The 13766-nt window shown below is 34.2% G+C and carries 11 protein-coding genes; 1 reads left to right on the top strand and 10 read right to left on the bottom strand.

The window, feature by feature from the left end; genetic code table 11:
- Positions 1–20: 20 nt before the first annotated feature.
- Together pfkA and ACYIAQ_RS00780 are read right to left on the bottom strand one after the other, a co-directional pair.
- Positions 21–980, bottom strand: a complete 960-nt coding sequence (gene pfkA, locus ACYIAQ_RS00785) for a 6-phosphofructokinase (RefSeq protein ID WP_483562189.1) — start codon at positions 978–980, stop codon at positions 21–23.
- 145 nt (positions 981–1125) lie between these two features.
- On the bottom strand, positions 1126–4251 hold the full coding sequence (locus tag ACYIAQ_RS00780; protein ID WP_483562188.1) for a DNA polymerase III subunit alpha: 3126 nt from the start codon (positions 4249–4251) through the stop codon (positions 1126–1128).
- A 104-nt stretch (positions 4252–4355) separates the two neighbouring features.
- On the opposite strand from ACYIAQ_RS00780, the gene ACYIAQ_RS00775 reads away from it, so the two are divergent.
- On the top strand, positions 4356–4562 hold the full coding sequence (locus ACYIAQ_RS00775; RefSeq protein ID WP_122018140.1) for a DUF2929 family protein: 207 nt from the start codon (positions 4356–4358) through the stop codon (positions 4560–4562).
- A gap of 88 nt (positions 4563–4650) precedes the next feature.
- Here ACYIAQ_RS00775 and ACYIAQ_RS00770 read toward each other — a convergent pair whose 3' ends face one another.
- From ACYIAQ_RS00770 to uvrC, 8 genes are all read right to left on the bottom strand, one after another.
- Positions 4651–6198, bottom strand: a complete 1548-nt coding sequence (locus ACYIAQ_RS00770; RefSeq protein WP_483562187.1) for a bifunctional metallophosphatase/5'-nucleotidase — start codon at positions 6196–6198, stop codon at positions 4651–4653.
- Positions 6199–6259: 61 nt separating this feature from the next.
- Positions 6260–6451, bottom strand: a complete 192-nt coding sequence (rpmF, locus tag ACYIAQ_RS00765; protein WP_483562186.1) for a 50S ribosomal protein L32 — start codon at positions 6449–6451, stop codon at positions 6260–6262.
- Between the two features lie 110 nt (positions 6452–6561).
- Positions 6562–6783 (bottom strand): lipopolysaccharide assembly protein LapA domain-containing protein, encoded by a 222-nt coding sequence (locus ACYIAQ_RS00760; protein WP_122022909.1) that lies wholly within the window; start codon positions 6781–6783, stop codon positions 6562–6564.
- Between the two features lie 9 nt (positions 6784–6792).
- Entirely contained in the window at positions 6793–7587 is a 795-nt protein-coding gene (locus ACYIAQ_RS00755; protein ID WP_122018136.1) for an SDR family NAD(P)-dependent oxidoreductase, read from the bottom strand.
- On the bottom strand, positions 7580–8521 hold the full coding sequence (gene rnz, locus ACYIAQ_RS00750) for a ribonuclease Z (RefSeq protein WP_122018135.1): 942 nt from the start codon (positions 8519–8521) through the stop codon (positions 7580–7582). The genes ACYIAQ_RS00755 and rnz overlap by 8 nt, the downstream gene beginning before the upstream one ends.
- A 12-nt stretch (positions 8522–8533) precedes the next feature.
- On the bottom strand, positions 8534–10453 hold the full coding sequence (locus tag ACYIAQ_RS00745) for an acyltransferase family protein (RefSeq protein WP_483562185.1): 1920 nt from the start codon (positions 10451–10453) through the stop codon (positions 8534–8536).
- A gap of 24 nt (positions 10454–10477) precedes the next feature.
- Positions 10478–11785, bottom strand: coding sequence for a GTPase ObgE (gene obgE / locus ACYIAQ_RS00740; protein WP_483562184.1), 1308 nt, complete (start codon positions 11783–11785; stop codon positions 10478–10480).
- Between the two features lie 78 nt (positions 11786–11863).
- Positions 11864–13666: an excinuclease ABC subunit UvrC gene (gene uvrC / locus ACYIAQ_RS00735; RefSeq protein WP_483562183.1), complete on the bottom strand. Its 1803-nt coding sequence runs from the start codon at positions 13664–13666 to the stop codon at positions 11864–11866.
- Positions 13667–13766 lie beyond the last annotated feature (100 nt).

Here is a 13766-nt window from a genome sequence, read left to right as displayed (position 1 = left end):
AACAATCTCCTCAAAATTGACTATTTAGTCATTTCATCATTTATATCTACTAACGTTTCATCGCTGTGATGCTTTTCATCAAACAAATCCAGAATATCATGTGTTTCTAGTTGACCATTCTCCATACCGACAGCTAAACCGCCTTTACCATCAAGAAGCAACTTAACAGCATAATTTCCCATCTTTGTAGCATTGATTCTATCTAAAACAGTTGGTGATCCACCACGTTGCATATGTCCCAAGACATTAGCTCTAGCATCAAAATCACCATATTTCAGAAGCTCCGTTCTGAAATCTTCAGCATTCATTACACCTTCAGCTAATACTATAATTCCGTTATCCTTACCATTTGCAAAACCACGCTTCAAAGTTTCAGCAATCTCTTTAACGTCATATGACCGCTCAGGAACTACAATAGCATCCGCACCACTTGCTAAACCAACTCGCATAGCAATGTCGCCACAACCACGACCCATTACATTAACAATAAATACACGGTGATGACTACTAGCTGTATCGCGAATCTTATCAATTGCTTGTAATGCCGTATTGCAAGCAGTATCCAGTCCAATTGTATATTCAGTATACGGAATATCATTATCAATTGTACCTGGAAGACCGATAGAATTAATTCCCATCCGAGTTAAAGCAAGAGCACCATGATAAGAACCATCACCACCAATTACAATAACAGTATCAATATCGTGCTTCTTTAATTGCTCAACACCTTTTTCTTGCACCTCTTTTTGTGCAAATTCAGGGTATCGGGCACTATAAAGAAAAGTTCCACCTAGATTAACCATGTGATCAACATTTTCAGCAGTCAAAGTAATAAAGTCTCCTGCCACTAACCCGGCAAAGCCATAACGAATACCAACAACGCCAAGTCCATTATGAATTGCAGTCTTCGTAACGGCTCTAATAGCTGCATTCATACCAGGAGCGTCGCCACCGCTCGTTAAAATACCAATTCGTTTCATGAATTCACCTCATCAACTTTTTATTGTGTAATTTCTCACATCCTCTAAATTCTAACATTTTTTCAAGAAAAAATCTCATAAAAAATAATATATTTGCTTATTTTAGCAGCTTTTAATTATGATAGCGTTAACAAATGCTTACAGTTTAATTTTTAAAGTTAATCAGCCTAAGATTATTTAAAACATATTGCTTTTGACTATTATCAAAGCGATCATTTTGCACTTTAACACTAAGTAAGTAGATATTTCCCACCTTTAAAATCGCTTGTATTTTTTCATAAACATTTGGAAAGATCACAATATCCTGCCTACTAGTTAAATCAACAAACTCAGTAAAAGCCATCATTTTGCTCGCTTTAGTTTTAATCAGTTTTAAGGAAGTTAATTTCCCCACTGCAATCCCTCTATCATTAATATCAAATTGATTTAGTGATTTAGCTTTAAACTTAGTTGCGTATCTTTGAACAGCCACTAAAGGTGAAGTCATAGTAGAAAAGCCCATAACTTCTTCTTCCATCGCAGCTTTTTCCTGATTAGTCGGAGGTGAAACATGTTTAATTGGCACCCCACCTAAACTTTCAGAAAGTGCTAAATTATGGCCTGTCAATTCGATATTTTCAATAATTTCTTGACTATTTTCTAATAATTCATTGCGATTAGGATTGATACTATCAAAACATCCCGCCTTAATCAGTAATCTGATTACTTTGGGCTGAATATATTTTGAATCAACTTGTCGTAAAAAATCTCCAAGTGAAACAAACTTTTTTTGTTGCCGGATAAAAACTATCTGTTCCAGAAAATCAGACCGAATATTTTTAATTGTCCGTAAACCGACTAAAATTTGTCCATCAACTACCCTATATTCTAAGTCACTTTTATTGATATCAGGTGGAAGAATTTTTACCCCTACATTTTGAGCACGCATAATTAAATCATTAGTCTTGTGACGATTGGCACTATTTGAGTTAAGCAATGCAGCAAAAAATTGGGCTGGGTAGTGAACCTGTAGATAGGCCAACCAAAATGCAATTTTAGTATATGCAACTGCATGTGATCGATTAAAGCCGTAATTAGCAAATTGTTCAATATAATCATAAACTCGCTCGGCCTTTTCTTTTGATCTTCCCTTTTTTACTGCTCCGGCAATAAATTTAAATCTTTGCTTTTCAATGACAGTTTGATTCTTTTTAGACATTGCACGACGAAGAATATCAGCTTCACCTAACGTAAAACCAGCCATGGTTCTTGCTGTCTGCATAACCTGTTCTTGATAAACCAATATACCATAAGTTGGAGCTAAAATTTCTTTTAAGCTTGGATCGGGATAAGTCACTTTGACTTTGCCTTGCTTACGTGCAATAAACGTTTGAATATTTTTCATTGGACCTGGTCGATATAATGCGTTGACAGCTATCAAATCTTCAAAGTTATCAGGTACTAATTGTCGTAATACAGACCTAATTCCACTTGATTCAAATTGAAAAATTAAATCAGTATTACCAGATTGAAACAGCTTTATTGTTTCCGAATCATCAAGAGGAATTTGCCTGACATCAAAATTTTTATTCTGATAACGAATCATGTTTTCAGTATCGCCTAAAATTGTTAGGTTGCGTAATCCTAAGAAATCAATTTTTAATAGTCCTAAAGATTCAACATATTTTTTTGTTTGTTGGGTAACAGGAATGCCAAATTGACCAGCTTGTAGTCCAGATATTGAAGCAATCGAATTATCACTTAACACCAATCCAGCAGCATGAATTGAATAATGCCGTGGTAACCCTTCTAATTCTTTAGCAGTTTGAAATAACAGTTTATTTTTACTACTGGCGTTAACTAGCAACTGCATTTCGGTTGAAATTTTATATGATTCACTTAAAGTGATTTTTCCCTTTGAAAAAGGTACACTTTTTGACCATTTATTCATTTCAATTTCGCTCAGACCAAAAACGCGACCGGTGTCTCGAAGTACCTGCTTAGCTGCTAAGGTTCCAAAAGTTAAAATTTGAGCAGCATGATCCATGCCATATTTTTCAAACATATATTGAATTACTTGATCGCGTCGATTGTCGGGAATATCTAAGTCAATATCAGGCATTTCATGACGAGCAGGATTCAAAAAACGTTCAAATAACAAATTATATTTAAGTGGATCAACTTCAGTGATTTGTAATACATACGAAACAAGTGAGCCACAAGCAGATCCTCGCCCAGGGCCCGTTGTAATTTTAATTCGGTGACAATAATTAATCACATCCCAAACAATCAAGAAATAATCATTAAATCCCATTTGATCAATAATGGTTAGCTCATAATCTAATCGCTTTTGGTATTCGATAGGAATCCGCTGCTTGAATCGATAATGCAATCCTTTTTGTGATAAGTAAACAAGATATTCCTTTGAACTTGGAAATTTATTTTGTTTAAATTTAGGCAAAACTGGCGTTTGAAACTTAATCTTAGCATTACATTTTTCAGCAATTTTCCAAGTATTGTTCAGTGCTTCATCAAGATCCATTTCATGATAGCGGTTATGTAGCTCTTCTACATTAGGTAAATAATGTGATCCATTTTGTTCAGATAATTGTTCCACATTTTGAAGAAGATTTCCTTTTTTTATTGCTTGTAATGTGTGCTGTAAGAACTGATCTTGAGGCTTTAAATAGCGTGTATCTTCCACACTGACCAAAGGTAAGTCAAATTGTTTAGCCAATGTTTGAACATAAGCCAGATAATTTTCTTGTCTCTTTGCTGCATAAACACCTAAATAAAGCGAACTCGATTTTGGAATCAAAGACTGCAATTGACGAATAAAATCATGCCCTAATTGCTCATTTTGTTTTTGCAAATTTAGCAGTTCACTTTTTGTATTTGCAGGCACAATTAAAATTAAATTATCAAGATATTTTGTCAATTTAATTAAGGTCAATATTCGGTTATTATTTCCATTTTCAGTCAACAAGTTAATTTTACTCGACAAGCGTAAAAGATTACGATAGCCATCATCGTTTTTAGCCAAAACAACTAAATCATAGAGGTTTGTATTATCAATCAAACCATTCAGTCTAACTTGCATACCTAATATCGGTTTAATCCCTACTTCTTGAGCTATTTCATAAAAGTTCACCAATCCATAGGTAACATTGATATCCGTAAGACTAACAGCTTCGTATCCCTGAGCTTTAGCTGCTAAAAGTAACTCTTTAATTTTAATTGGACTTTCTAAAAGTGTAAAAGCACTAATATTTTGCAATGAAGCAATTTTCATCTTGAAGCCGCCTTTCTATATAATTAGTATAACAAAAGATTGGTTTTAAATTTGAAAACCTGATTAATCTCTGTTAAAATTCATTTATGAAAGAGGGAACTACTATGGGTCGTTATATCATTACTATCGGCTGGAGTGTTGTCTATATGTTGATTGTGGGGTTCATTGCCGCACCTTTGACTCAAACTGTCTTTAATCTTAACGATGCTTTAATTGTTGGCTTGATTTTTGGATTGGTATTTGCAGCAATCATACCAACCATCACTGCACATTCAAGTAAAGACAAGAGCAAGTACTCAAAGCTGAAATAGTTCAACTTAAGAAATATTTTATTAATAAAAAAGGTCGACAAACTAATTGTTATCTAAACATTAGTTTGTCGACCTTTTTGTTTGGTTTTTATTTAAATAGATAATTAATAGTATTATCTACTTGTATATCACCTTTAGTTAAAAAAGTTTTAAACATTTGCACATAATCTTGATCAAGAGTTAATTCAATCTCATCCATATGATATGCAGGATAGAAACCACCTCCCATAGCTCGGTAATTGTTTACAGCTAAACGATAAACTTGTTCATCCTCAATCGCTTTTCCATTAAGTTCAAACTTAATTAATCTATTACCTACAGCTCGATCAATTTTTGCTACATATTTAACAGGATAAAAAACATCAAAATTAAATAGCTGATCCTGCCATTTAGGTGCAAAACCAACTTTTCCTTGCTCATCTTTCATTAAGAAAGATAAACTATACTCAACAATCTGGCGTAATTGTTTTCCTGTCAGTCTAACTCGACATAGCTGATTGGCATAGGGATAATTAAGCAAAATGTCTCGCATAGTCACTTCCTGCCCAAAACCTTTAGCTGTTTCACTCATGACAGCTGTCGCCGATATATCTGCACTAGTGAAAAAAAGCTGCATTTGTTGTAATAAATTAATAAATGGTGCACCCTTAAGCCTTGCTTGATTAGAATCACCAATTAGAGCCGGTTGTTTTAAATGTGCTAACGGCTGATCGAGCCACAATTGAGCTTTTTGATTAAGTTCAGACGCTAAGTCATTTATTTTAGTATCAGGTAGAAAATCTTTAGTATCAATTAATTTTGCAGATAAATCCAGAATTTCTTTAGTGGCATCATCAATTTCTAAAATTACTTCACCGATTGCTTCACCACGATAACCTGGCTGAACAATTGCAGTATTATTCATTACCAAATTAATTTTTCGATGCTGATGTCCCGTTAAAAAGACATCAATTTCAGGAATTTCGTTTAAAATTCGATATCCTTCATTTTCCCCAGTAGCTGGCTCAGTTTTCTTACCAGTCAGAGGATTAGCTTCAAAGCCACCATGATAAATCACTGCCAAGACATCAACTTGCGGACGTAAAATTTGTGCATATCTTTTAACTTGCTCAAAAGCAGAAACAAACTTTAGCCCTGTTACATTCTGTGCTGGTTCCCAAGTTGGGATACGCTGCGTAGTAACACCAATTAGCCCGATTCGAACACCAGCTTTATTTATAATACAGTAATTTTTACCCAAAGCTGGCTGATCATCTTTTATGTTTAAAACATTTGCATTTAAAAATGGAGCATGGTTTGCAGCAATATAATTACTAAGGTAGTTCAAACCGTAATTAAAATCATGGTTACCTAAGCAACGTGCGTCATAGCCAATTTGATTTGTCAGTTCTGTATATGTCTTTAGTGCAGTATATGTTTTATCAAGATGAATATAAGAAGCTAAAGGTGACCCTTGTAAATAGTCACCAGTATCAGTGACCACAACATGATCTTCTCCATACTTCTGTCTTTCATAATTAATAACACTGCTAACTCTGCTCAAACCGAACGGAGCTTCATAGAAAGATTGATTTTGGTAATCAGTTGGTAAAATATAGCCATGGATATCACTTGAATTTAAAAATACAATTTTCATTATTTATCTTTCTTCTGGGAAATTTTTTTGAATAAAAAAAACACCACAACTGGTGTCTTTTTTATTGGTTGTCACTGCTGCTAGTTTCGTTTACAACTTGACGCCCCTTATAATAACCTTTGGGTGAAACGCGGTGGCTCAAACGGTATTCACCAGTAGTTGCATCATAATGCATTGCCGGAACAGCTAACTTAATATGACCACGACGTGAACGTTTCTTTTGCTTAGAAGTATGTCTCTTAGGAACTGCCATTTAATTGATCTCCTTTATTGTAGAATTACGTTTTTAAAGTATTATCAAGATACTTAAAACGCCTCACGATTGTTAATGATACTATTGTATCTCAAATAAATCAAGTTATATTAGTTATTCTTATCTTGTTTGTGTCCACTTGAGCCACCAATCCAGCCGATCACGATCCCAATAATAATCATTACAACCAAAATAATGATTAATGGCAGTTTTAATTTGAATAAGCCAAAATTGATAGCCACATTATCAGTATTCATTACAACAAATATAACCGCTAATAAAATGAGAATTAAACTGAGTACTAATTTGATTTGTTTAGCTTTACTTTTCATTATTCTGTACTACTTTCTTGACGCATACTTAAGAGAAAGCTTATCGCCGATTACTGGAAAAATATTATATAGCTTGGACAAAAAAGCTAAACTAATTGGTAAATTTAATTCACGCTTAGCACTTCCAAAATAGTGAACTACCTGCCACGCAACATCATCTGGATCTAACATGTATTTTTCAACATTTTTTACGTAGTTTCCACTTTCATCAGCAATATTAAAAAAGTTAGTATATACGGGGCCTGGGTTAACAGTCATCACTTTGACACCGAATGGTTTTAATTCTAAGCGTAATACATTAGAAAATTGGATAACAGCTGCTTTTGTTGCACTATATGCAGCTGACTTTACCGTCGGAATTTTGCCAGCAATTGAACCAAAGTTAATAATTTGACCAGTTTTTTGATCAATCATGAGTCTACCAATCAAACGCGTAAAGTACATTAACCCTAATACATTAACCTGAAACATTGCAGTTACTTCATGTCGATCCATTTCGACAAAATTGCCAAACTTACCAAATCCTGCACAATTAACTAAATAATCGACATGCTTTGTTATCTTAATAATTTTTTTGAATGTTGCATCAATTTCTTCGCTCACGCCCATATCGGTTACAAAAGTGTGGGCAATTACTCCTGAAAGTTCATGTGCTTCAGCAGCAAGTTTATCAAGCTTATCCTTACGTCTTGCAATTAAAATAACAGTTGCCCCCCGGCCAGCACTTTCAAGAGCAATTGAATGCCCAATACCGCTTGAAGCTCCTGTTATAACAACAACCTTGTTTCTCAATGAATCACTCATTTTTTTCACCTTTCATTGGAATTGATACCCGATCAAAATCATTTGCTAATTTTGTATTGGGAAAAACTTTTTCTGCTTGCTTCACTAACTTTTTGGCTTTTACGCCTAAATATCTGGCTGAAATGTGATCCAAATATAAGCGCTTAACACCATTAGCGCGAGCAATCTTAGCAGCTTCCACAGCTGTGGAGTGATAATATGAATGAGCCAAATCTGCTTCGTTACCAGCAAAAGTGGACTCATGAACCAGAATATCAGCATTTTGAGCCAACTTAGCAATTACTGGTGTCGCACGTGTATCGTAAATAATGGTAACGATTCTTCCTTCTTTATTTGGTCCCAAAAAGTCTTTACCATTTAAAGTAGTACCATCAGCTAAATCAATTGTCTCTCCATTCTTTAGTTTACCAAGTAATGGACCATTAGGTATATTATATTGCATTAATTTATCCATTAAAAGTTCACCTTGACGTGGATTTTCAACTATTCGATAGCCAAAACTTGGAACACGGTGAACTAATTTTTCAGCATAAACTTTAAATCCCTGACCTTCGTATATTAGTCCACCTTCATCTAATACAACAAACTTAATTGGATATGAAACTTTTGTTCGGGAAACTTTCAAGGCTGTTCGCACAAATTGTTCTAATCCCGCTGGTCCATAAATTGTTATTGGACCAACATCACCTTGAAAAGACCTTGTGGCAAGTAATCCGGGTAATCCAAAAATATGATCACCATGATTATGTGAAATGAAGATTTTGGTCACCTTTCGAAGTCTGATATTTGTCCGTAAAATTTGATGTTGCGTTGCTTCACCAACATCAAATAACCATATTTCATTAATTTCATCTAACATTTTTAAGGCAATACTTGAGACATTGCGCTGTTTAGAAGGTTGCCCAGCTCCTGTACCTAAAAATTGTAATTCCATAATTTTCCTATTCTAGAATTTAGCGTGCCTGACAATTGTTTTAACTATAAAAGCACTGTAATATTTTGAACCAATTGGTGTCGGATGTGTATTATCATCATAAAACCAATTGGGATGATTTTTGGAGTAATTGTACCAATCAATGATAGTAAGATTATGATACCGTTTAGCAGCTTCAATTAACAATTGATTAACCTGATTTTGCCATGGCTTATCTGGAACATGCGTATTTATCCAAAAGACATGACGATTCGAACCAACAAGTTTCATCAATTGATCTAAATCAGATATTGGAAATGAACCATTAGTTCCTAAACCAATTAACACGTTATCTTCTAAGGCATTTTGAGCTTTATAATGATTTAACAAATCCAAAGCAACGTTAGCCTGACGAGAAACAGCTGCATCAATCACTGCCTTTGGCATTAACCGCGTTAAATTATTACTTGAACCAGCCATAACAGAATCACCCACTGCCGTCAATTCAATTTTTTGGGCAAGTTGGATGTCAATTTGTGAAATATAATATTTCATGTAAGATTTGTTAACAACATGCTTGATAGCGTTTTGTTTCGCTTCATCTATTATTTTAGCTTTTTTACGTGTTTTTTTCTTAGCTTTTTTCAATTTCGCAATTAAAACTTGATTATCTTTTTCTTGTTGTTGCCGATTGCTTTTGATTCTTAAAGCAAGTTGTGACTTGGTAAAATCTTCTGCCTTAACAATTGGTGAAATGGTAATCGCAAAGCTCCCTAAAATTAGAATTAGACTTGCAATTATAGCTTGACTTTTAATTAGATAATTGCTTGTTTGCATATTGAAAACTTGTTGTAAGTAAATTTTAGTCTTTTCCCAATTGATTTTTCCAAATGGTTTTTCAATCAAGCGATAAGCAATTTCACTAAAAAGCAAAATCAAAATAATTTCGATAACATGATATAAAAGGACATGATCAGCCATATCTGAAATTTTATCTTCAAAAAATATCATTACTGGAAATTGGTAAAGATATATTTCGTAACTACGTGATCCTAACCAGTTAAATATTGGATTAGTTAGCAATTGATTCCAATGACTACCAGGATGTGCTATAACGGCTACCATCAGGACAACCAAAATAGTAAAAAACAGCATCCCCCCATAATAAGGAACGGATCTTTGAGGATTCATTAACGGATTAAAAAAAAGAATTACTATTCCAATTAATGCTATTAAACCTACGCTATCTAACAAATAAACATCACTTGGTCTAATTATTTCTTTTAACTTGTCAATTGGCCATACTACTGCTAAAGAAGCACCTAAACCTAATGCAAAAAAACGCGTATCTGTTCCATAATAAATTCGATTAATATCTATCCCAAGATAGTGCATTATGGCCATTTCTATAGCCGAAGCCAACGAAAATGTGAACAAAAGCCAAAACATCTTTTTTCTTTTTTTGCCATATTTTACTAATAAGAAAATTACTAATGGCCACAACAAATAAAATTGACCGTTTATTGACATTGTCCATAAATGAACAAACGGAGATTCATTAGCCGCAAATCTTTCAAAATAACTTTGACCATTTAAGATTTGCCAAAAATTATAAACATTTAATAAATTAGTAAATACTATTTCACTCAGTTTAGCAAGTAAATTTCGTTGAAACAGAAGAATATATGTCGCCGAAAGCCATAGAACAGTAATCAATGGCGGATACAATTTTTTTAGTCGGCTTAAATAAAAGCCCTGATTATCAAAAGTTCCGTTTTCATCATATGCTTTGAGCATTTGACAAGTTACAAGATACCCAGATAACACAAAAAAAATCGGTACCCCAAGATAACCACCAACAAAAGTATCAGGTGCGAGATGATATAAAATCACTCCAACAACTGCTAATGCTCTAAGTCCAGAATATCCTGTAATAAACCGATTTTTTGTCATATTTTCAAACTTTTCTATTTATTTTTATTGAACAAACTCAAAATTGAATGTTCCAATGACTACATCATCACCATCAACAGCTCCTTTTGCACGAAGAGCATCATCGATTCCCATATTTTTTAACTGACGAGCTAGACGAACTACACCATCATGATAATCTAAATTAGTTCGCTTAACTAGACGTTCTAACCGCTCACCTTTAATCTCAAAGACATGATCTTCAAGTTTAATAATTGTAAATTTTTCATTAACAGAATCCTCTTGATACTTATACTCTTTAATTCTGGGTTTATCTTCAAGTTTAAGTAACGCCTGTTCCTTTTCAGTTTGTTCCACTAAAGAAGCAGTATCTTGCATTAACTGCTCTACTCCTTGGTGCGTAACACTTGAAATTGCATAGATCATAGAATTAATTCCCATTGTTTTTAACTCTTGCTTAAATTCAGTTAATTTTTCTTCGGCTCCTGGAATATCAAGTTGAGTTGCAACAATTATTTCATGGCGCTTTTCTAAATCTTTATCATAAAGTAATAATTCTTTACGAATTTTTTGATAATCTTCAATTGCCCGGCGACCGTTAGCAGGATCCATTGATACTAAATGTAAAATTACTTTTGTTCTTTCAATATGACGTAAAAACTGGATCCCTAGACCTACACCTTGACTTGCACCTTCAATTAAACCCGGTAAATCAGCCATTGAAAAATCACGTCCATCAGGAAGAATAACCATTCCCAAATTAGGTGTTAACGTAGTAAATGAATAAGCAGCTATCTTAGGTTTTGCTTTAGTTACAACTGATAAAAGCGTTGATTTACCTACCGAAGGAAACCCAACCAAACCAACATCAGCTAATACTTTAAGCTCCAATCGCAATACTCGATCTTCACCAGGCTCCCCATTTTCAGCAATTTCGGGGGCGGTATTGACACTGTTAGCAAAATGAATATTACCACGACCCCCACGACCGCCATGAGCGACAATTAACTCTTGCTTATTTTGGGTTAAATCACCCAACTCTTCATTGGTTTCAAAATCATATACAGTTGTTCCCACAGGTACTCGTAAATAGAGGTTTTTAGCACCACGACCGTATTGGGATTTAATTCTGCCATTTTCGCCACTCTCAGCCTTAAATTTACGACGATAGCGAAAGTCCATCAGAGTTCTCAAACCGCTATCGGCTACAAAAATAATACTACCTCCACGACCGCCATCTCCACCAGCTGGTCCACCGTTAGGAACATATTTTTCATGGCGGAAAGCAACGATGCCATCTCCACCCTTACCGGCTTGAACTTCAATCTTAGTTTGATCGACAAATGTAGGCATTTATATTCTCCTTCCGTCTGCTTTAACCTTAAATACTATACCACAAAAATCCAACCCGAACGTGATAAAATTTTCTGGTTATAACATTAACTTAATTGTTTGTGCTTGAGGCAAAGTCAGTCCCACAGCACGTAAATCATTAATTGATGCCTCTTTTATTTTTTTTAATGAACCAAACTGACGTAATAGTTTATTTCTACTTTTAGGTCCTATCCCTTTAATGGAATCAAGTTTACTTGACAATGCATTTTTAGCATGGGTTTTTCGATGAAATGTAATGGCAAAGCGATGAACTTCATCTTGAATTCTTGTCATTAAATAAAAGCCCTGTGATTTTGGATCAAGTGGTATTAATTTCATCGCTACCCCATTTATGGGATCTCCATAAAGCAAGTGATTTGTTCGGTGTTTATTATCTTTAACCATACCTGCTACTGGAATAGATAAATTTAACTCATTGCGCAAAATATCTTCACAAGCATCTATTTGAATTTGTCCCCCATCCATTAAAATTAAATCAGGCATGGGTTTATGTTCCCGCAACAAACGACTATATCGTCTGCGGACAACTTCTCGAGTATTACGCACCTCATCGCCACCATTTTGATGTTCAACCTCTCCTTTTAACTTATATTTACGGTAAGCATTTTTATCTGGTTTGCCATCTTTGAAAACAACAAGTGCGGAAACAGGATCTGCTCCTTGAATATGAGAATGATCAAAACTTTCAATAATATGGCCATATGGTAATCCTAATGAAGCAAAAATTTCAGCCTGCGCTCCCTTAGTTTTTCGATTATCTAGTTCAAGCAAGCGAAATTTATCATCTAATTTCAATTGGGCATTTTCTTTAGCCATTTTTAACAGCGATAATTTTTGGCCTCTTTTAGGTGTTCTTACCGAAACACTGAGCACCTCACTTAAAGCTTCATTATCAATACCATTAGGAACCAAAACTTCTTTTGGCAAAACACGATTTTTCTGACCATAAAATTGTACTATAAATGAGGTAAATGTATCTTCTGGATCATCTGTATCTGTTAATGGATACATTCTAGTCTCTCGCCGGAGCAACTTTGCCTGTCGAAAAAAGAAAATTTGAACAGAAATCCAAGATTTATCGACATAAAAATTAAAAATATCACGTTGTGTACTATCGTTTGAAATTATTTTCTGCTTTTCAACTGTTTCTTGAATATACTTTAATTGATCTCGAATTTCTGCCGCTCTTTCAAATTCCAAATTTTCTGATGCTTTAATCATCTTGTTAGTTAAATCTTGCTTAACAGCTGTGATATCACCATTTAAAAAACTTTTGATTTTTTTGATTTGAAATTTATACTGCTCTTCAGGCACTTTTTTAAAACATGCACCTAAACATTGACCCATGTGATAGTATAGACACGGCCGTCCTTGTTTACCATTACAACGCCGTAACGGAAATACTTTTTGAATAAAACGAAGAGTAGCTTGCGCAGCATATACATTTGGATAGGGACCAAAATAATACCCACTATCCTTACGAACAATACTCGTTAATTTGGTTTGCGGATCACGCTCATTTGTAATTTCAATGTAAGGGTAGCCAGTTCCTTGTTTAAGTTGAACATTATAATATGGTTGGTATTTTTTAATCAAAGTAACTTCAAGTAAAAAAGCTTCCTTATCTGTGGAAACCGTAATGATATCATAATCAACAATTTCTTGAACTAATTCTGCGCGCCGCCCAATCTGCCTACTTTTGAAATATGAACGTACTCGATTTTTAAGATTCTTTGATTTGCCAACGTAGATTACTTTTCCATTAATATCTTTCATTAAGTAACAACCTGGTTTATCAGGCAACAATTTCAACTTATTTTCAATCAATCTAGTTGCCAAAAAATCACTCCCTCTTAAAATTTGCTTTATCAATTTTAACATATGCTACATCTATTTATTTAATTGGCGCTTATTTATATTGAAACAGCTTTTATTTACT

Source organism: Lactobacillus sp. X-49 (assembly GCF_057063645.1).
Note: the sequence above shows the minus strand (reverse complement) of the source record. Positions and strands in the feature narration are given on the sequence as shown.

What these genes read in the sequence shown, in the direction of transcription:
- pfkA (WP_483562189.1), bottom strand. Translation starts at nt 980, where the DNA reads ATGAAACGAATTGGTATTTTAACGAGCGGTGGCGACGCTCCTGGTATG.
- ACYIAQ_RS00780 (WP_483562188.1), bottom strand. Translation starts at nt 4,251, where the DNA reads ATGAAAATTGCTTCATTGCAAAATATTAGTGCTTTTACACTTTTAGAA.
- ACYIAQ_RS00775 (WP_122018140.1), top strand. Translation starts at nt 4,356, where the DNA reads ATGGGTCGTTATATCATTACTATCGGCTGGAGTGTTGTCTATATGTTG.
- ACYIAQ_RS00770 (WP_483562187.1), bottom strand. Translation starts at nt 6,198, where the DNA reads ATGAAAATTGTATTTTTAAATTCAAGTGATATCCATGGCTATATTTTA.
- rpmF (WP_483562186.1), bottom strand. Translation starts at nt 6,451, where the DNA reads ATGGCAGTTCCTAAGAGACATACTTCTAAGCAAAAGAAACGTTCACGT.
- ACYIAQ_RS00760 (WP_122022909.1), bottom strand. Translation starts at nt 6,783, where the DNA reads ATGAAAAGTAAAGCTAAACAAATCAAATTAGTACTCAGTTTAATTCTC.
- ACYIAQ_RS00755 (WP_122018136.1), bottom strand. Translation starts at nt 7,587, where the DNA reads ATGAGTGATTCATTGAGAAACAAGGTTGTTGTTATAACAGGAGCTTCA.
- rnz (WP_122018135.1), bottom strand. Translation starts at nt 8,521, where the DNA reads ATGGAATTACAATTTTTAGGTACAGGAGCTGGGCAACCTTCTAAACAG.
- ACYIAQ_RS00745 (WP_483562185.1), bottom strand. Translation starts at nt 10,453, where the DNA reads ATGACAAAAAATCGGTTTATTACAGGATATTCTGGACTTAGAGCATTA.
- obgE (WP_483562184.1), bottom strand. Translation starts at nt 11,785, where the DNA reads ATGCCTACATTTGTCGATCAAACTAAGATTGAAGTTCAAGCCGGTAAG.